The organism is Enterobacter sp. JMULE2 (genome assembly GCF_013337145.1).
GTDB lineage: Bacteria > Pseudomonadota > Gammaproteobacteria > Enterobacterales > Enterobacteriaceae > Enterobacter > Enterobacter mori.
In genome coordinates, this window is the sequence record NZ_SGWD01000020.1 from 1 (window position 1) to 19,706 (window position 19,706).

The window sequence follows — 19,706 nt, forward strand, 5'->3', positions numbered from 1 at the left end:
TTTTGAGATGTGTGAAATGGCGGGTAAAACCAGTCCAGCCGTCCACTTCATCCAGCATTTCAGTAATTTTAGGGTGAGGGAGCATGCCATAAACCAGATCGCCAAAAGGGGATGCTGCTGAAGGGACACTGTTATCCAGCGGGGTAATTTTCACGCCTTTATCCGATATATCAACATCGGGTAAATCACCGGCCAGCGCCATCGCGTTAACTTCTTCCAGACGCGATGCAAGAAGCGTCAAACGGCTCTTGATGTATTCATGGCAATCGGCCGGAACAGCAAGGGGTAACTGGTTATCCCTGAGTGATTTTTCAAAATCGCCTGACGGGATCAGATAATCATCGAAATTCCTGTAGCGGCGTGACCCCTTTACCCAGATGTCACCTGAACGTAAGGCTCCCTTCAGTTCATTCAGCACGCAAAATTCGTAATATTTTCGGTCAATGCCGGTGGGGGTGATCACAACCTTTCTCCAGCTTTCCGGGATGAACCCGATTGGCGCGGAAGGCGGTACTTTTCGGAGTTGTTTTCTATACATATCTCTGACGGTATCCAATGCGTCATTGAGCTGCATTGCGGCGGGTGCAGCCCTGAACTGCAACACGGACAGCATCCGGGGGGCGTATTTACGCAGCGTACTATATTTTTCTGTGATCAGATGCAACGGGTCGAAGTTGTCCTTACGTGACAGGAACCGCGTCTCTTCCACGCTGTTGATGAATTCCTGCCAGGGAAGGACGTCTTCTATTGCGGCCCAGGGATCTTCCCCGGATTCTCTGGCGTTAAGTAATGCCTGCCCGACGGTAACGTATTGCTTCAGTTTACTCTGAATCAGCTTTCCCGTTTGCTGGAGCCGCTCGGCCTGAGTGCGTTTTGCCCTGCTGAACAGACTACTCAGAATACGCTCGTGCAGATCAATAACTTCGTCAGTCAGGGTGGATCTGGCCTCCGATATGATACAAACCAGCGAGGCATAACGGCGAACATCCGTGAATCTTGCCAGATCCCGGCTACTCATTTTCCTGCCTTCGCGTGCGAGTTTCAGGAGTCGGTTCTGGTGAACGGAAAGTGCAATGCCGTCAGGGAGTGCCAGCGACTCAATCGCATTTAACCGGTCGATATGTTGCAGGACATTTTTACCATTAATTTTTCCCGGAGGCTGGAGCAGCCAGGCCAGCCGTGAAGGTTGCTCACCCTCAGATACCAACAGACGGTCCAGTGCCGCTTTATGCCCTAGTTCAAGCTGCGCGGTAAGCGCAGAAAAAACCGCCCTGTCGGCAAGTGTTGTTGCTTCGGCCAGGGTTCGTTCGATCACTTCAACAGAGGGGAAAATAACCTTATTATTGTGGAGCCAGGAGAGCATTTCCTCCGCAAGTAAAAAACCTCTGTCTGTCCGCATGGCGTGGGGATAAAGGTGGCGAATACAGGTTTTTTGCAGCGCCCGGTTAAAAGGGGATAATTCCAGGTAGCGGTAGAGTTCAGCCAGATGTTCCCAGCGGGTGACCTCTCTTGATGCATACTCGACCCACAAATCAGACTGGACTTTCAAATGAGTCGCCAGCCTGAAGACAACACCGTCGTGAGGTGAAATACTTTTGTCGGGAGGAAACCCTGGTCCTCGCAAATAGCAGAGTAAAACTGCAAAGCCCAGACGGTTAGCTGGCCTGCGGTGTTTATTAATGAGCGCGAGGTCATGTTCACTCAGAAAGCACATGCGCGTCAGAAATACGTCATCATCCGGCACAATCAACAAGCGTTCTTTTTCTTCACTACTGAGTATTTGTCTCCGTGGCATAAATGCTTCCTCTGCATATAGTTTATATGAGTTATCGCTTTAAACTGACCGAAACCGGTCAGTTTCGTACATCAGGCTGACAACATATCCGAAAGTCAGTGAAATTAATTTCGTACATGCGTTATGATTCGTACATCCTTTACGTACGGAAAGTTGCGCGATGTCACGAGTTTTTGCCTACTGTCGTGTCTCTACCCTGGAGCAGACAACCGAAAATCAGCGAAGAGAAATTGAGGCGGCTGGTTTCGCTGTTAAATCTCAGCGACTGATTGAAGAACACATCAGTGGCTCAGTTGCCGCCAGTGAGCGGCCAGGGTTTTCTAAACTGCTCGACCGGATGGAAAATGGCGATGTGCTGATTGTCACCAAACTTGACCGTCTGGGACGCAACGCGATGGATATCAGAAAAACGGTGGAACAACTGGCTGCTTCAGATATTCGCGTTCACTGCCTCGCTCTGGGCGGTGTGGATCTGACAAGCCCGGCAGGAAAAATGACAATGCAGGTCATCTCTGCTGTGGCTGAATTTGAACGAGATTTGCTGCTAGAGCGCACGCACTCTGGTATTGCGCGGGCAAAAGCAGCAGGAAAGCGGTTTGGACGTCCTTCAGTACTGAGTGAAGAACAGCAAAGTACGGTGATTGCACGGATTAACGCCGGGATCAGTATCAGCGCCATTGCGCGGGAGTTTAATACCACCCGGCAAACCATACTCCGGGTAAAGGCAGGGAAGTAGTGATCCTGAGTTCTTATCTGGACGGTCTGCTATGTGCCAGTTGCGGACGTTCATAGTACTGGGTCATCTGTCTTCAGTTTAATGAGTTATACATTACGGAATGTTTTCCGCCACTCTCTGGGGCTGACACCGAATTTTTCCCGAAACTGTAGCCTAAAAGTGGGTGCTGACTGAAACCCCGCTTGTTCAGCCACCTGTTCTACAGGAAGATCCATGTTCTCCAACAGCTCCTGACTCCGGTGCAGTCGTGCCGCCGTTATCCACTCAACGACGGACATACCTGTCGCTTTCGTGAAATGTCGCGTCAGTGTCCTGCGGCTCATTGAGGCGTATTCAGCCAGAGAATTAATATCGTGCGGCTCCTGAAGGTTTAGTAGCAGGTAATCAAGCACCCTATTAATTCTACAGTCGGCTGTCTTTTGAGTGACGGGATGATCAATATACTGCGCCTGACCACCATCACGGTGAGGAGGTGTGACCATCCTGCGGGCAATGTGATTAGCCGTCAGGCTGCCAAAATGTTGACGAATGATATACAGGCAGCAATCCATCGCCGCAGCCGTTCCTGCCGATGTAGTCAGTCCATCGTCATCAACATAGAGTTCGTTAAGATTCAAATGAATGGAGGGAAACAACTTCCGAAAATCTTCCTCATACTCCCAGTGTGTTGCCGCCATATGCCCGTCCAGCAAGCCTGCATAAGCCAGTACGAAAGTGCCTAAGCATAGCCCCACTATCTGAGCTCCTGCTTCACGCGCTTTTACCAGAGCGTTAAGCAGAGGCTCGGATGGTCGTTTACGCACATCTCCCCAGAAGGGCACAATGACGGTATCAACCTGAGTCAGAACGTCCAAACCATGATCGGCCTGTATTGCCGTTCCTTCGTCAGACCAGATGAGACCCGGCTTTTCAGCGCATATCAGGCGGGTAAAGAGCCGTTGGTCTGTGAGGGTATCGCCAAAAAGGATCAGCGGAACTGATACGTGATAAGTGCTGAAGCCCTGAGTAACGAGAATGGCAACTGAAATCACAGACATCGTGGCTCCTTAGTTATCGGTTTCCGTCAGAACGTGACAGATTCACCGTCTGCAGGAGCTGAAACGTAATCCTGAATATGGTTAATCAGCGCATATTCCAGGAGTTCCTGTCGTGTGACCAGACAGTGGTTAACAGCTTCCATGTGGGTGGCAACAATTTGGGCTTCTGGTAATACAAAGTGCGCCTTCGAAATATCCTCTTTACCAAATATGATTGCGCCGTAGCCCAGCACATGCGCCCAACCGGTGTTCATAATCAACACATCCGGTATATATTTTCGCATGTTTTCTTCGACGGCTTTAATCCAGATAGAGTCACCAACAAGATATAAGGTTTTTTCCGATGGATGACGGAACACAACACCACTGGCATCGCCAAGCATTTCTGCCAACTGTGGGTTGGTATAGGCTTCATCTGAACCGTGCTGACATGCTGTCTTAATCAGTTCAATATCTTCAAGGCTGCTGGTTTCGGTGAGAACAACCAGATTTGTGAAGCCCTGAGTACGCAGCAGCGCTTCATCATTCTCATTCTGTACGTAAATCAGCTTATCTTTTGGCACAATATCCGCAGCGGCCTGATCCCAGTGGTCAGGGTGGGTATGGGTGACAATAATAGCATCTACAGCAAGCAGTGAGCTGATATCCAGAGGCAATTCCACCATAGGGTTACGAATTTCTGAGCGAACAGTTCCCTCAAAACCGGGCCATATATCTTTGTCAGAAAGCATGGGATCGATAAGGAACTTCTTACCCGCATATTCGAGGATCTGAGTGGCATTACGGACCTGAGTAATTTTCATTATATGTTCTCCAAACTTTGTTTAAACCAGCAGGAGTCATGTCAACCATGACCCGATAACCGATTATAGTGATTATCGGGCAATTCCACTGCCTCAGGAGAGCCAAGTTTCGCGCATATCGGGTCAAGTTTCCGTTAAATTATACAAATATACGTAGCAGCCTAAGCACCTCTTTTACGTTCGCTCAGAGCTGCCTGTCATGTGTGCTTAAGAAATGGCCTTAGCGTAGGATATTTTCCGTTTTCCAAGCGGACCCCTTATTGCGTAAAATTAATTTTGTTTCATCAAGAGAAAGACTATTTAGTTTTACTGTTAAGAGCCTATCTCAATAGGACTTTATTCCAGACAATAAGACCACAGGCAAAATGCAACATGGCCTCGTAATTTTCAGTCTTCTTTTCCCATCGTGTCAGAACCCGGCGAAAGCGATTCATCCAGCTATGAGTTCTTTCGACAACCCAGCGATGGGCTTTGAAGTCCGTGTTTTTACTGGCATCTGACTCTTCTTTACGGGACTGGATATGCGGCTCGTAGCGGCGGCTCTGCAGATATGTTTTCAGCCAGCCTGCATCGTAACCTTTGTCCAGGCAGAGTCTGAGTTTTTGCCCCGGACGACCCGTCTGAAGGGCATCGAGCGTATCCGCAACCAGTTTGATGTCGTGCGTGTTCGCTGCTGAGACAACCAGCGACAGAGGAAGCCCGCAGGCGTCCGTCAAAAGGCTGCGCTTTACGCCTTGTTTCCCTCTGTCAGTGGGGTTACGGCCTGTTTTTTTGTTCCTGACAGCGGCGATTTGGTGATACAGCCGTCCATTGACAGCCAGGACCAGTCAATGCTGTCCAGATGCCCGCAGGCAAGCAAACCGTTCTGCCAGAAGCGCTCGAAGACTCCGGCATCGCGCCATTCCTGAAAGCGCCGGTGTGCAGAACTCGATGAACATATCCCGGTGGCGTTCAGGGCGTTCCACTGGCAACCGGTCCTGAGGACGAAGAATATGGCGTCCATGGCAGCGCGGTTATCAACGCGTTTCCGGTGCGTACCGAGTGGATGGCAGGTTTTGTGCTCAGGGATAAGCGGTGCCATTTTTTCCCAAAGTTCATCGCTGATCCGCCATTTGCTGCCTGTCATCTTTTCACCTTCAGAAATTATCAGTTACGACATTCTGACAATCCCTTCTGGGATAGGTTCTAAGTGTTGATATTGAGGAAATGTAACGGATGAGGAAAATATAAAGTATATGTTTTTGTTTCTCAATTTAGAGGTTTCTGTAAACTGAATTAAATAGCTTAATGCTTCTTGCTCAATATCCCCACGGATGTTATCAATAATAACAAGATAAGTATCACTTTGATCTTTGCTCATTTCAAATATAAGCAATTGTGGGTTAACCCCAGTATAAGCAACAAAACAATCATCAATTTGATTTTTTACAAGAACATCTGAAAAATTGAGTCTGAAGTATTTTATTTCTTTTTTGTATTTAGATGTTGTAGAGTAGATAAATCCATATAAACCTGCACCTAACCCTGCCTCAATGAACGCATGGTTATATCTAACAAGCTTAAGAAAAACATCATTTTGTTCTTTCTTTCTAACCTCAAAGTAATCAGGGTTGTTGCTTATATAATAGTATTTTAACTCGCTAGTCGTATTTAAATTGACCGGCGAGGTTGTTACTTTTTTACTTCAGTTACCTCTTAATTAAAGATATTAAATATTGATATGCAATCAACCCCCTTGTAAAACTGAATTCGCTCTCTGCTTATTGCATCTTTTAACTTTAGTTCAAGATGCCCATAATCTCTAAAAATGTCGGCATCATTATTTGCATAAAAACACCATATTAGAGAGTGTCTAAATTGATTGTTATTAACAATCTCCAAAAGAGTCCGGGTAAAACTGTCTTCCCATCCACCATATGCCATAATGCAAGTTGTATGATTTTCCAATATATTTCTAATGGATTCTTCTATTTTACCTCGCCGTTGTGCTAATTGATTGCGAGTATGCATGGTGTCACCTTTATTCCAGACACCATGAATGTGGACTATAGTGAGAAAATCATTAGCATTTTCATTAATGTTCGAGTCTGGAACAATACTGATGCTATTGTATAATATATTTTCCTCTGAAAGAGCCTCTTCAATTAGAGTGTCAAAGTTTGTTGTTATTATGTATTTTACTTTAAGCTTGTTTTCTTTTATGGATTTTACTAAATCTTTAACGTTTTTTGGTATTTTTTTCTTGCCTGATGCTGGGTCTGCATTTAACTCTACAATTTCATTTATAATATTATATATTTCATCCGCGCCATATGTTTTGGCTATAAATTCGAATGCAGCTTGATATGGAAATACATCGCGATTTTTTTTGCAAATAGTCTTCAAATGGTTCGTGATAACCAGCTTTTTGCATTTTTTTGCGAATGTATTCAACTACTCCATTAGGTTCCAATATACCTATATTATCACGACGTCCTGTTAATGCAGAGCCAAAAACAAAAGATATTTCACGTGTATTAGAGAGGCGTCTTACAAGGTCTTCTTTATTTGATAATTCTAAAGACATCTTTGATATCCTAATCCGTTAAGTAAAATAGTACTGTGTTAACCTATTTGCTGTGCAATATGTATCAATACAACATATTGTCTTTTTAATCAATTGATGTGTGCTCATAATATTCTAAATTCTAAATAGCTGCGCCTAATACCGCTACACTTTTTCCAGTCCATGCTGTCCTCCCGGGAAGGGACTGACGGTTTCCATAAAATGACGAACCTTTTTCAGTAGCTGCCACATTGAACGGCACTGATGATTACGCGTTATCGTGTCATGCAGCGCCTGCCATAACCGCTCAACATGGTTTACCCACGGTGAGTAAACTGGCTGATAAATCACTCTGAACTTCGGGTTCCCTTTCAGCCACCGCTGTGTTTCATGGCTTTTATGGATAATGTAGTTATCCACGATGAGCGTGATGGTTTTTGCCCGTCGATATGTGCCTTTCAGGTGCTTCAGCAGGCTGATGAAGAGTGCCGAACTCTTGCTGTTTCCACCCACATAGCTGACTTTGCCCGTGCCGCTGTGCAGCGCTCCGGCCAGATAGTATTTTTCATTCTGCCCCGGCGTTATCACGCGTTTCTGTTGTCCACGCAACTGCCAGTCTGCACCGATTTTGGGATTAAGGTGGATATCCACTTCATCCTCATAAAAGACCGGGTGTTCTGCGCTGCATTCGTCCAGTGCTTTATGGATTGCCGCCATCTTTTCGTCCTTATGCGGATCGCGGATACGCAACGTTGGCGCAGCCCTGCGCCATACCAGTCCGGCAGAGGGCAACCAGCGACGCACAGTGCCTGCATGCAACTGACACCCGGTTATCTCATTGATTTTTATTGTCAGTAATTCGGTGCTCCAGCGTGAACGTTGATAACCAAAATCGCCGGGAGAGTGCTTTATCAGTTCACGTAACAAGGTGCAAATATGCTCAAAAGGCCAGCGTCGGGAGCGTCCTGCCGGTAAGGATTTGAGGCCTTCCACACCCGATAACGTGAACCAGTTAATCCAGCGCCCAACAGATGAACGGGCGCAACAGAGCGTTCTGGCAACGCAACTAACACTGTTACCCCGGTGCAGCATCAGCATAGCGGTGAGTCTGCGGGCATAATTTTTATCGCGTGTTTTATGGATAGCTTTTTGCATCAGGCGGCGTTCGTCGCGGGGTATTGGTGCTATGATCGGCATCGCTCAGTCCGGTTGGTGATTTGTTTTGATTTGGCGATTGATCAGATCGCACAATTCGGGCTGAGTTCCCTTTAAGTGATCTACTATTCGGCGCAGCTATTTAGAGAACACTCTACTTATTAAAATGTACGTTTGAAAAAGTAGACTCTCTGCGGTACGCTTCATCAGTATCATGGAACCCGATTTTTTACCCAGCGCGCCGGACGGTTTCCGGCCCTTCCGGAGCCTGAGATGACCCCACTGACGGATGACCATCCCGATCACCAGCCGGTTCCGGTCTTCAGGGATCAGGAGTTCCTCCCGGCGCTGGCCGGGAATGAAGCTGTGCTTAATCCGGCCCGGGCCTATTTACTGTCGCTGAACTCCCCGCGCAGCCGGCAGACCATGGCCTCGTTCCTCGGGATTGTCGCCGGCATGCTCGGCGCCGCGAGTGCTGATACCTGCAGCTGGGGCAGCCTGCGCCGCCATCACGTGATGGCCGTTACCGAGCTGCTGCGCGATACCGGCCGGGCGACGGCCACGGTCAACACCTACCTCTCGGCGCTGAAGGGGGTGGCGAAGGAAGCCTGGATGCTGAAGCTGATGGACGTCGAGAGTTTTCAGCATATCCGGGCGGTGCGCAACCTGCGCGGCAGCCGGCTCCCGCGCGGTCGCGCCCTGCCGGCAGAGGAAATCCGCCAGCTGTTTAAAGTCTGCGATGCGGACAGCAGCTGTCAGGGGGCGCGTGACGCAGCCCTGCTGGCGGTGATCCTCGGCTGTGGTCTGCGTCGTTCCGAGGCGGTGGGTCTCAGTTTAAGTGACATTGTCACGCATGAGCGGGCGCTGAAAGTACTGGGGAAAGGGAACAAGGAAAGACTGGCCTACATGCCGGCCGGAACCTGGCAGCGGCTGATGCACTGGACCGAACAGGTCCGCGGTGAAAGCCCCGGACCGCTGTTTACCCGCATCCGCCGGTTTGACACCCTGACGTACGACCGGCTGACCGACCAGGCGGTGTATCATATTCTGCAGGTACGTCAGCGCCAGGCCGGGATTGAGAAATGCGCGCCGCACGACCTGAGAAGAACCTTTGCCACGGCGATGCTGGATAACGGCGAGGACCTGATTACGGTGAAGGATGCGATGGGGCATGCAAGCGTCACCACCACCCAGCAGTATGACAGGCGTGGGGAGGCGCGTCTGCGTACCGCCCGCGATCGTCTGGATCTGGTGTGACACATACCATCTTAATAACTTACTATTTTAACAAGATGATAAGTGAACACCCTGAATCAAAACGCGCTGGCAATGGTGACGCAGAACAACTCTCGGTAAAGAGGGCAACCGGATATCTTGCTTCCCGTTCTGTCTGCCGGGGCTGCATTTTATGAAGCGTGAAAATTTTCCGCGACTTCAGCGAAGTAACTTAATAACCGGGTATCTCTTGCTGGCATACGTTCATGCGCCGGAGTTATCAGCCCCATCATCAAAAAACGACCGCTGTCCCACATATGTTCTGTGTAAACGAGATAGTGATCTGAGGTCCGGTTGTAATTCTCTTGTTTTGCACTCCAGGTTAGCTGGAAGTGCAAATTTACGTGAATATGCTGGAGGTTGGATTCGACTGCGAATGGCGGGAAATCAAAGGGAGCATCCCGCCCCAGGAGATTAGAAGGTGCACCCGTTGATTTATAAGTAATGAACTCTGCTTTTAGCTGATTTTCCAGCTCAGGATAAACGGCAAACGTGGGCTGGAAAAATGTATCCCAGGTAACAGGACTGTACTCAGCCTTCAACGCCATTTAGCCGCAGCCCTGTTGCCTGACTCCAGAAGATGATTCATGGCTGAAAGATTGATGCCAGAGTCACGTACTTCTGTCGTGCGTGTGAGCTGATCAATCAGACTCAGGTAGTTTTTAGTCGCGATACTGACCATTTTAATGGCCTTAAAGAATGCAAACTCTACAGAATTCTTGTCATAGGCCTGCACAATATTTTTTTCAGGCAACATCAGAACAAAGGACTCGGCAATGCCAGCCACATGGATAGTCTGATTCCTGATATCGCTGGCTATCTTGATTGCGCCAGAGAAATCCCTGTCCGCATACCTTATCAGCTCGATACGGCTTAAGCGTAATTCTTCTGCCAGGGCATTGAGAGCAGCTGTGAGATCGCTGATGTCGGTTTTGTTGACCCTGGCACCCATCTCATGAACCCGTTCCACGATCGTAGGCTGACACGCAACCGCTATGGGTTGTGGCTGGAGACTGGCAAGTACCAGTGCCACTGCGGCCTGCAACTGCTGGATAGTAAATTTCACGACGGACTCCATAATCATCATCTCTCGACGAGGCGCTGCATTTTACTACTGAACTTAACTATATGCTAAAAAAAGTTGGTTGCCTACGTGCCCGGCAGACCCAACGGGAAATCAGACTCCGGATCTGAAAGTCACGAATCTGGCGCGGCCTGACGGATAGCTGCCTGTATTCTGTCGGCGGTCACCGCTTCCGGGAAAACGGTGATGGTATCCGGGGTGCGCCAGTGAGAGGCATAACGATGATACCAGGGATCCCGCCAGCGTGCCGTTTTTCTCCAGTATGGCCGGGTGACTGGCCTCGTTCGTGGCATTAACACCCGCCTTTGTTGCGGCCGCATGAATATCTTTAGCGCTCAATCTTTCCCTCAAAATGACCAGTAGCATAGATGGCGTAATGGTAGGTGACGTAGGCCTCTGGCCCTTTTTCTTTCCATACCGCCAGGCACTGGTGTGCAGCCTGCTGGGACGCTTCCCAGCGACTGCCAAAGATGGGCCATTCTTTAAAGATGTAGCGGACATCAGGCTGAGCTTTCATGACTTTTTCCAGCTCCGGCGAAAACTGACTGCAAAACACGCACTGATAGTCAAAGAACTCGATGACGGCCACCCAGGCACCTTCCGGTCCGGTTGTCGGCGTGTTCGAGTCTATTACAAACAGTCGACTTCAAATTGTACAAATACAGCCTTGGCGTGGGGTTATTTCCATTTTCAAAGCGACTCCCATCAACGTAACCGGCTGCGTCTGGCTACGGCGCCACGGACCACTTTACTCCGGTCAAATTCAGAGGTCTCCTTTATCTGAAACGCTAACTGTCTTATTGCAAGTAACGATCAGTACAGCGAGACTGATAGTCAATAACTATCGATAACCATTTAGCGATCGTTATAATCGCTCACTGTTTCTTTTTTATGCTAGAAAAGTTTCCCAATACTCGGGCAGCTAGAAAAAATTGCGTCATGAATTTTAATCATTTGCTGAAAATTGTTCATTCACCACCCTGAATATTTCCCAAGCCTCACTCAACAATGGCACATATAACTCCCGAGTCATCTCGCCTTTTACATACAATGCTGAGTCAGTTGACGGATATTTTTTTGGAGAGTTCATGCGTATCTTTCAGAGTCTGCAGTATTGATGCTGCCGCATCAGATGCATGCATATGGGCACAGTCCAGCGCCAGAAAGCGATCCGCATATACGCGGTGAAGACCGGCTGAGCAGTTGAAGCCTGCGCCACAGGATTAAACCCAATGTATGTTGTAACTAACAAAGCGGTCAGTGTCTTCAGTTTCATCAGTGTTCTCTTCCTGTCCTGGGGTTAGCGTTCTTTCTGGATAGTACGGGTGAGGGTCTGTTCTTCGCGCTCCGGTATTCTGCCGCGCTCAGTGTTGTCGGCATGGCGAACCATTTCGCGCTCGGCACTGACCAGTTCACTGACGACCCGTGATGCCCGCTCACGTTCGCCTGGGGCGTTATCCGCCAACGTGTTTTCACTGCGCACACGTTCCGCCAGTTTCTGTTCATGACCGTCTGCACGGTCATTGTTTCGCACCGTGGCCAGCAGACTGTCATCCGGTGTCAGTGGCTCAGGTTTGACCGGATTCAGGTCTTCCGGTCGCAATGTCACCACCTCCCCGGCCGGGAGAACGATGCGCTGCGGTTGATTCTCTTCCTGACGGGCTGCCTCCTGCGCACGTATAAGGTCCGCCTGCTTCTGCTCAGCCTGCTGACGTTCATCCTGTCCGCTCAGATCGGACAGCGCGAGCCGCTGCTCATCATCCTGTCGCACACCCCCGGTCACCTTCAGCAGATGGGATGACGGTGGCTCTTTCCCGGTCTGCCACACCACACCATCACGGGGATTCCCTTTCACCGCCTCCAGTGCCGCGTTCAGGTCACTGACTACTAGGGTGTTGCCTGACTGACTGCGCTGAAGAACCACCCCGCGTGCCCGCTCAGTCATGACCATACGGGTGTCACCCTGTGTCAGCCTGCCCTCCGGGCTGGACACCAGAGAGACCAGGGCCAGTCCCGCGCTTTTACCGTTGTTGTCATAGACCGGCAGCGCGAGAGCCGGCTCCGGAAAACGCCGGGTGGCCGGGATCACCTTCGCCGTCAGCGATGCGTCGCCCATCCCCTGATGGCGCACCCAGGCACGACCAATGGCGGTTTTTGTGACCGGCTGACCCATTGCCCAGATTGCTTTCGCCTGTTTTCGCTGCGTTTCTGGCTGCAGTGCATCGTGCGCGGTTTTGATATCGCGCTCTGGTGACGTGACGGCTTTCACCCAGTCCGCCTTACCGTCCGTGTAAATCTGCACATGCTCCTTTGCACGGGAGGCCGAAATGTAAAACGCACGACGAGTGGCCAGAGCCTTGCGCCCCCCGTCGGTCCCTTCCAGGGAAATCACATAATCCGTACTGGTCCCCTGCGCACCGTACCCGGTCACGGCCCAGGCATAATCAAGATGCTGCTGCGCCCGGACCTGAGTCGGGTTGATGGTTACCAGACCGTTCGCACCCCGCAGGCGAATATTGCCCGTCTCGCTGACGCTGTCGACCGTAAAACGCTGGTTAGCGGTCTGGCCCTGCTCACGATCCGTGGCTGTAAACCGCAGCAGATCGCCCTGCCGGACTTCAATGTTATGACGCTTAAACAGCTGCACGTCGCCGGTTATCAGCTCTTTAGGGGAATACAGTCCGATTTTCCCCTCTTCATCCCGCACCGTGACCGTGCTCCCGTTACGGTCGACCGCCACAACGTCCTGGTAGCAATCGCCACGTTTCACCACCATGCCCGTCTGCCAGGCGTCCGTTTTGTTAAAGGCATGCCGGGTATGCGTGATTTTGTCGAGGACAGGGACAGTGACCGCTTTCTCACCCAGTTCGCCGCGTTTGGCCAGCTGCGCGTGAATACCGGCATTCACCGCCTGGCGGTCAGCGTTAAGCTGGGTAATGATAAGGGTTCGTGCCCGGGCATCGATCGTGCGGCCAGTCCAGTCACTGACAATGTCGTCAACCGGCGAGGCGGTTTCCTGAAATGCCCCGTCAGGTACTGTTGCCCCTGGCTGGCGGCCAATCCGCTCTGCCGGCTGAGCCTCAATGCGTTTTAAAGCCGCATCGATGCGATTATCAATGATGTCGTGAACGGCACCGCGCAGCTGCACATCTTTCTGACGCACAATTTCTTTCATAATGGCCACATCCATCGGGCTGCGCTCCTGCATCAGCTTAAAGGGCGCGCCGGAGTCCACCGCTTCGAACTGGTCAATATCCCCCATCGAGACCGCACGCCCCCCGCCGGTGGCAATGGCCTGAAACAGAGCGGCGGTGTCCTGGTTACCGGCCATCGACGATTCATCAATCAGGAAGACCTGGCCTTTGTAATCCGGTTTTTCACCGGCAGCGGTGGCCTGGTCATGCTCCACAATAAAGGACTTGATGGTCTGCGCCGTCACACCGACCTCGCTCATCTCTTTCACGGCCTGATGCGTTGGTGCAAGACCCGTCAGGGTAGGTCGGGAATCGGCCGGCAGCGTCCCGAGCGCGGCCACGACCGCTTTCACCTGCGTGGTTTTCCCCACACCGGCATAACCCTGAATACCGGTAAACTGGTCGGTACTTCCCAGAACCAGCGACGTCGACGCCTTTTGTCCTGCAGTCAGCCCGTTGAAAACAGCGTCTGGCACCTTATCAAGCAGTGGAGTCTGTGTGTTTTTACCCTCCTCCACGGTGCGAAGGATGGCTTTTTCCATTTCCCAGGTCGCCCGGGCGACCAGTTTTGGCTCCCCCCCGGCAGATACCCGCATCAGCTCCCCGGTTTTCACCATCGTGCTAATTTCATGGCCGATATCGTCAAAGTCGGGATGGTACTTCTGTGCCTCGTCAGCCAGCGTCAGTTCACTGAACACCACGCTGCGCTGATCGTTTACCGCACGCCACACGGCCAGCCCGGCGTCGGTACGCACACTGTCATGCAGCTGGCCGACCGCTTCACTCACATTTTCTTTACCGCTGAGGGTGCGAACCAGATTCACGGGAGAGGCATTGGTTTTCATTCGCAGCAGCCGGGTTTCCGCCTTATCCTGGACTTCGGCGGTAAAGATTTCGGCACGATGGCCACTCTGCGCCAGCGAGTTCATGGTCTGAGAGGAGATATCCCGGCTGTTAAGTGCAGCCAGGACCACCCCGGTATCGTTATCACGCCCTCCAGGTGCACTCACCCAGGCGTGCGAGACATACAGGGGCTGGTCTTTCGGCAACGTCAGGATGTCATCTCCCCGCTTTACCTCGATCCCTTTTTCACTGATGCCGGTGACTTCCAGGCGGTCTTTTGCTTTCAGACTGTGTTCACGGTCGCCCGCCACGGCCAGCAGTTTTTCGCCGGTGGCCACGCTGAGCGTTTCACGGCTGAACAGTCGCCAGTCGGCGCTGACATCCCCGATTTTCATGCGGGTCAGCACACCATCCCCGTCAATGAGCGAGATCACTCTGGTGTCCTCATGCACCCGGTCAATCACGTATGACTGGCGCGTTCTGGCATCACTGCGATCCTCAAGCACCATGCCGGGCCGGTAAGAGCCGGGCATCCTGCGGGTTTTACTGTCGAGCCAGACCGGCTGACGTGCCTCGATGTCCACACCGTCCCGTCCCAGCTGGCCGGCATTCTGTAGTGCATCACGGATAAGCCCGGTCAGATGGGTCTGTTCGCGCTTACCGACCACCACGGCGGTGACATTTTCGGCGCCGCCACTCAGCTCTGCAAAGCGGTTCGCCAGCGCCTCATAGCGATCGCGTTTGTTGGCGATACTGACCACATCGGCCTCAAGCCCCGGCGTCGGTTCATTGCGGCGTGAACGGACCACGCCAGCTGACTCCAGTACCGACATGGCATTGCCGTTCGCCTGACGACCGGCACTGTCCAGAAAGACCAGCTGCGCATCCTGCGCGCGCGCTTCGCCCAGCAGGACCAGCGTCTCCTTAAGCCCCAGCCGCTCTGCCCCCTCAATAATCAGCGTACTCTGGGGCTTCAGATGAAAATCCCCGCTCAGCACATGCTGACGACTGATAATACGCTCACGCAGGTCATCAGATTTGCCCAGCGAAATAGCACGTTCGGCAGAGCTGGCCAGCACTCTGACGTCACGCCCTTGCGCAACTGAGATACCGGTCAGTTGTGTCGTCAGATCGCGAATACCGGCCACGCCTGATGGGGCATTCATCAGCACCAGTGGCGAGGTCTCCACCACTGCCAGAGCGGGAGGGGCATACTGTTCCGGCCGGCTGAAAGCCACGACCGGTGTGGATTTGAGATGTTCCTGGCTGAGTGCCTGAATGGAGAGTTCATCCAACAGATGAATACGGGAAGTGAACACCCCTTTTTCGCTATCCAGGGGGACGATCATGCCGTCTTTCAGCGCCGTATCGATGGCCACGCGGATATCCTTAATCTCCGGCAGATGTTCGCTCAGCTCAGCGGTCGTCAGCATCAGCTCCCCGAAGGTAAAGCGGGTTTTGCTGTCACTGAGTTGCGAGATGGCCAGTCGCATCGCATCAGCCAGATCGGGCTGCGGTGTCTCAGCACGAACTGGCTGCACCGGGGAGGCCGTTCTCCCGACAGGCATTTTTTCGGCATCAGCCCGTTCCGGCTGACTCAGAGTGTCAGTCTGTCGTGATTCGGGCTGGCGTGAGGTGCTGTCCCGCACTGCCGGCTGCACCGGTGATTCCGGGCCTTTTTCCGGTTGGGGTGTCTGTCCGGGCGACATCATCGCACCCTGTTCTGTTCGTCCAGGCATGTCCGATGAAACCCGTTCAGGCTGCGGCGGTGTGCTACGTGCTGCGGCTTCACGCGGGACCACGCTGGCCTGATAGGCCTTCAGGTCGTAGCCTTTATCCTTCAACTGGCCGAGCCAGCGCTCCATCAGGCGAAGCCGAGACGGGTCGACCTTCGCCTGACGGGTGTCCTTCGCCGCCACGTCACGGCTGCGTAAGGTGGCCTCCGCCCCGACGGCCCCCTCAATTTCCCGGCCACGGGAGGACAGATCGTCCCGCACCTCCTCTGGCACGCCCTTGATTTCCCACATGCCGTGCTTGCCGACCTCTTCCACCTCGTGGCCCAGCGCCTCCACGCGCTGGCGCAGTGCGCTGCGATAGATTTTCCCGAGCGTGACCTGCATTTTCATGACCGTTTCGATAAAGCCGGCATCGTGGATGTAGTCCGTGGCCAGCGCTTTCCACTTCCCGCCCAGCTCAGTCATATTGGCAATCAGCAGGTGGGTGTGCAGCTGAGGGTCCAGGTTACGCGAAGTGTCGTGGGTAAACGCAGCGGCCACCATTTTGCCGGTGTGAACAATAGAGGTGACACCGTCTTTCGTGTCACGCGCGGAAATCAGCTTCTCAACGTAGCCCGCCGCCACAAGAACAGCGTGGTTGTGGGCCTCTACCATCTCTTTATCACCACCAATCAGGCCAAGGATGGACACACTTTTGGGCGCTGAGAAAGTCAGGTCATGGCCAGGACGGTGAACGTGGTTGCCGTTAATCTCCTTGCCCAGGCGGGAGCCGTCAGGAAGACGTCCCTCAAGCACGGACGTCAGGTCATCCCCCCGGACACTTCCCTCCAGGCCGAGGTCTTTCGCCCCCTCGCCCAGCCAGAGACTCTGGAGATTGCCGAGGAAATAGTAGTTGTCGGAATTGCTGTAGTAGCCGGCAGCGGTGCCAGCTGAGGCGATGGGGGCGACTGACATCATAGTTCAGGCTCTCTGTCTTCATAGTGTTGGTCGTAGTCGCTGTACCCAGGATCTTCCGGGTCACGGTGACGTAAAATGTTCTCTTCATCCTGTGCCAGCCTGCGGTTGACCTTGTGGTCTTCGGCTGGCCCTTCATGGGTGACACTTTTCCCCGCCGTGGTGACGGCCAGTCCGCCATCTGCCCGTTCTGATACGTGCATATCCAGATTCATTGACTCGCCACCTGCTTGCGTATCGTCTTCCGTTTCATTTGCGCTACCCGTGCCGGTCGTCAAGCGTCGCTGCAGCATATCCAGTGCCCCGGAAGGGGGCTGTGCGACTGGGGTCATGCGACTCTGAAGTTTTTCCAGTGCTGAGGACACTGGCTCTCTGCTCGTGACAGAGGGAGCAGGGATTTCAGGCACAGTCCGGGAAATGTGAAGCGGGACGACATTACTTTTCTCTTGCACAGTGACAGGGGCTGTCACCGGACTGTGCTTCTGTGGCCTCGAAGGTGGCGCGGTGGAAACGGGAGACGGTGTCACTGCCGGCGTGGCGTGCAAGGGTTTCACTGGTTCCGGGCTGACGGAAGCGGCCGACACAGCTTGAGGCCCAGAAGAGGCGCTGGCTGTCGCTGAAGCAGACGAGACGGTGGACGAAGTGTCCCGATCGCTGCCCTTTTCCAGCCATTCATCACCGGTCGGGAAGGCGACACCGGCGACACTCGCGGCCCGTTCATTGTCCTGAATCACCTTTTCAAGCTCCGGACTCAGGGCATCCCGGATGTTGCGCTCTACCAGACCTGGGTGGTGTTTTTTCTGCTCACGGTATTTCAGTTTCAGGCGAACAACCGGATACTCGCCTGGCAGGCGGACATAGAAACTCAGGTTGGGCAGGCGCATCACCTGCTCGTAATCGACAATCGGGTTGTTGACCTCATCTTTCCCGAGTGACACACCGTCACGCACCTGATCCAGACCGTAGCTGTTCTGCTCGCGGATTTTTCGCTTACGCTGGTTGCCCAGTTCTTCTTCCACCACTTTGGCCATCTCCGCACTCGGAGAGCGCCCGTACATACGGGTGTTCATCAGGTCGAAGATACTTTTGGCCAGTTCACGTCCGTAAACGTGGACCAGTTGCGCCATGTTCTGCATACCCAGCACAAAACACCCGCCGAACTTACGCGCTTCAGCCAGGGTCTCCGCCAGTTCAGGGATACGCTGCAGGCTGGGGGTTTCATCGATGATGAACCAGACCCGGCGGTCGCTGTTTTCTCCCATGCTCTGCAGCATCATGGTGGCCAGCGACACCCAGAGCGAAATCAGCGGTCGCACACTTTTGCGATGCCGCGCCTGGGTGGAGATAAAGAGCCAGCTGTTGTCGTGCTCCTCCTTCGTCATCCATTCCCGGATAGTGAAAGGCGGTTTAACACCATCATCCAGTCCCTGCAGGTAGCGCAGCGACTTCGCATAGTTCGTCACCACGGAACGGATGGAGATCGCCGTCTTCTCAATTTTTTCTTCTACCAGGTTGGCTGATGGCGTGTTGGCCAGATAACCACGCAGACTTTTCATGTCCAGCGACAGCAGGGTTCTGAGGAATTTCTCAATGCTCCTGTCCGGGTCAACCGACATGCGAATAGCGAGGTCGGCGAAGATGGTGCGCGAGCTGGATACCCAGAACGGATCTGACTCCCCTTCGACCGGGATCAGACTGGCCGACATATTGTCGTAGTCGACCGCATCCACGCATTCGCCCCACAGGTGCCAGTTGGCACAGCGCTCGTCATGGGCATTCAGAATAAAGTCGGTGGCGGGGTTATAGTGGGTTTCGGTGAAGGTACAGCCGGAATCGTAGATGATGGCCCTGTCGCCACGCTTACGGATGTAATCCAGCAGCCAGCGGATCAGCGTCGACTTACCGACGCCGATCGTACCGTGCATCAGGAAGTTCATGACTTCAGCCATCCTGACCATGTGCAGGTCACCCACACGCAAATCGGACAGTTCGCCATTCTTGCGCAGCAGCTGGTTCACTTCAGCCGGTTTGTCTGTCAGCAACATGCCGGAAAGATACTCATCCTCGCTCTCCCGGCGTCCAATGCCCACAATGTACCAGGTCACGGCGAGAAACACGGCCAGACACCCTGCCCCGCTTATCAGCGCAGCCCACTGCAACTCACTCAGGAGTTGTTCGCTCATTGCAATCATGTAGGGGTCTTTGAACACCTGGGCCAGCGTCATTTTGAGCACCATCGGTGTCCCCGTCGGGGCGTACCAGTAGTGAACGTCGTAAATTTTTGGCGCACTGCCCGGCATCAAATCAATAAAGCTGTTGTTCATCCAGGCAAACCACCACAGAGAGCCGTTATCCAGCGTCTCCTGCGGTATGCGCCAGAAAAAAATGACCGTTGCCAGCACCCCGAACAGAATGAAAATCCAGTAACTAATCCAGTTATTCACCTGAAGGAACATGCGCCAGCGGTAGGCGGTCATCTGCCCGCCCTGAGTAAGATTTTTGCCTGCGAAGCTCATAGAATATGTCCGGCAGTCATCGCATCACCGGGA

General features: G+C 52.7%; 14 protein-coding genes. 2 read left to right on the forward strand and 12 right to left on the reverse strand.

Features of this window, described 5'->3' with window-relative positions; translation table 11 throughout:
* Nucleotides 1-1,795, reverse strand: a 1,795-nt coding sequence (locus EXW94_RS27565; protein WP_174341670.1) for a Tn3 family transposase, incomplete at its 3' end; no start/stop codon positions are given.
* Nucleotides 1,796-1,955: 160 nt separating this feature from the next.
* Between EXW94_RS27565 and EXW94_RS27570 the strand changes: the two genes are divergently transcribed.
* Nucleotides 1,956-2,531, forward strand: a complete 576-nt coding sequence (locus EXW94_RS27570; RefSeq protein ID WP_050081837.1) for a recombinase family protein — start codon at nucleotides 1,956-1,958, stop codon at nucleotides 2,529-2,531.
* A gap of 86 nt (nucleotides 2,532-2,617) precedes the next feature.
* On the opposite strand, the gene EXW94_RS27575 is transcribed toward EXW94_RS27570, so the two are convergent.
* The 5 genes from EXW94_RS27575 to EXW94_RS27595 all read right to left on the reverse strand — a co-directional run bounded on the left by EXW94_RS27575 (nucleotide 2,618) and on the right by EXW94_RS27595 (nucleotide 8,113).
* A complete protein-coding gene (locus tag EXW94_RS27575; protein WP_174341671.1) occupies nucleotides 2,618-3,568 on the reverse strand; it encodes a GlxA family transcriptional regulator in 951 nt (316 codons plus the stop codon).
* Between the two features lie 26 nt (nucleotides 3,569-3,594).
* The gene (locus tag EXW94_RS27580) at nucleotides 3,595-4,371 is read right to left on the reverse strand and encodes an MBL fold metallo-hydrolase (protein WP_174341672.1); all 777 of its coding nucleotides are present in this window, start codon (nucleotides 4,369-4,371) and stop codon (nucleotides 3,595-3,597) included.
* A 320-nt stretch (nucleotides 4,372-4,691) separates the two neighbouring features.
* Nucleotides 4,692-5,497, reverse strand: a protein-coding gene (locus tag EXW94_RS27585) for an IS5 family transposase (RefSeq protein ID WP_174339605.1) whose coding sequence is annotated in 2 segments (ribosomal slippage) — nucleotides 4,692-5,144 and nucleotides 5,147-5,497 — 804 coding nt in all. Because the reading frame shifts where the segments join, the coding sequence is not laid out codon by codon here.
* 569 nt (nucleotides 5,498-6,066) lie between these two features.
* The gene (locus tag EXW94_RS27590; protein ID WP_174341673.1) at nucleotides 6,067-6,804 is read right to left on the reverse strand and encodes an SIR2 family protein; all 738 of its coding nucleotides are present in this window, start codon (nucleotides 6,802-6,804) and stop codon (nucleotides 6,067-6,069) included.
* A gap of 277 nt (nucleotides 6,805-7,081) precedes the next feature.
* Nucleotides 7,082-8,113, reverse strand: coding sequence for an IS630 family transposase (locus EXW94_RS27595; RefSeq protein ID WP_174339222.1), 1,032 nt, complete (start codon nucleotides 8,111-8,113; stop codon nucleotides 7,082-7,084).
* 231 nt (nucleotides 8,114-8,344) lie between these two features.
* On the opposite strand from EXW94_RS27595, the gene EXW94_RS27600 reads away from it, so the two are divergent.
* On the forward strand, nucleotides 8,345-9,328 hold the full coding sequence (locus EXW94_RS27600; protein WP_174341674.1) for a tyrosine-type recombinase/integrase: 984 nt from the start codon (nucleotides 8,345-8,347) through the stop codon (nucleotides 9,326-9,328).
* Between the two features lie 149 nt (nucleotides 9,329-9,477).
* Here the strand turns inward: EXW94_RS27600 and EXW94_RS27605 are convergent, their stop codons facing one another.
* The 6 genes from EXW94_RS27605 to traD all read right to left on the reverse strand — a co-directional run bounded on the left by EXW94_RS27605 (nucleotide 9,478) and on the right by traD (nucleotide 19,673).
* Nucleotides 9,478-9,894 (reverse strand): type II toxin-antitoxin system YafO family toxin, encoded by a 417-nt coding sequence (locus tag EXW94_RS27605; RefSeq protein WP_174341675.1) that lies wholly within the window; start codon nucleotides 9,892-9,894, stop codon nucleotides 9,478-9,480.
* Nucleotides 9,885-10,412, reverse strand: a complete 528-nt coding sequence (locus EXW94_RS27610) for a hypothetical protein (protein WP_309232530.1) — start codon at nucleotides 10,410-10,412, stop codon at nucleotides 9,885-9,887. The genes EXW94_RS27605 and EXW94_RS27610 overlap by 10 nt, the downstream gene beginning before the upstream one ends.
* A gap of 131 nt (nucleotides 10,413-10,543) precedes the next feature.
* Nucleotides 10,544-10,723 carry a hypothetical protein gene (locus EXW94_RS28485; RefSeq protein WP_302480562.1) on the reverse strand — a complete coding sequence of 60 codons (180 nt, stop codon included), beginning with the start codon at nucleotides 10,721-10,723 and terminating at the stop codon, nucleotides 10,544-10,546.
* Between the two features lie 35 nt (nucleotides 10,724-10,758).
* The gene (locus EXW94_RS28490) at nucleotides 10,759-11,019 is read right to left on the reverse strand and encodes a DsbA family protein (protein WP_309232531.1); all 261 of its coding nucleotides are present in this window, start codon (nucleotides 11,017-11,019) and stop codon (nucleotides 10,759-10,761) included.
* Nucleotides 11,020-11,730: 711 nt separating this feature from the next.
* Nucleotides 11,731-17,160, reverse strand: a complete 5,430-nt coding sequence (traI, locus tag EXW94_RS27620) for a conjugative transfer relaxase/helicase TraI (protein ID WP_174341677.1) — start codon at nucleotides 17,158-17,160, stop codon at nucleotides 11,731-11,733.
* On the reverse strand, nucleotides 17,157-19,673 hold the full coding sequence (traD, locus tag EXW94_RS27625) for a type IV conjugative transfer system coupling protein TraD (RefSeq protein ID WP_174341678.1): 2,517 nt from the start codon (nucleotides 19,671-19,673) through the stop codon (nucleotides 17,157-17,159). The genes traI and traD overlap by 4 nt, the downstream gene beginning before the upstream one ends.
* Between the last annotated feature and the right edge of the window lie 33 nt (nucleotides 19,674-19,706).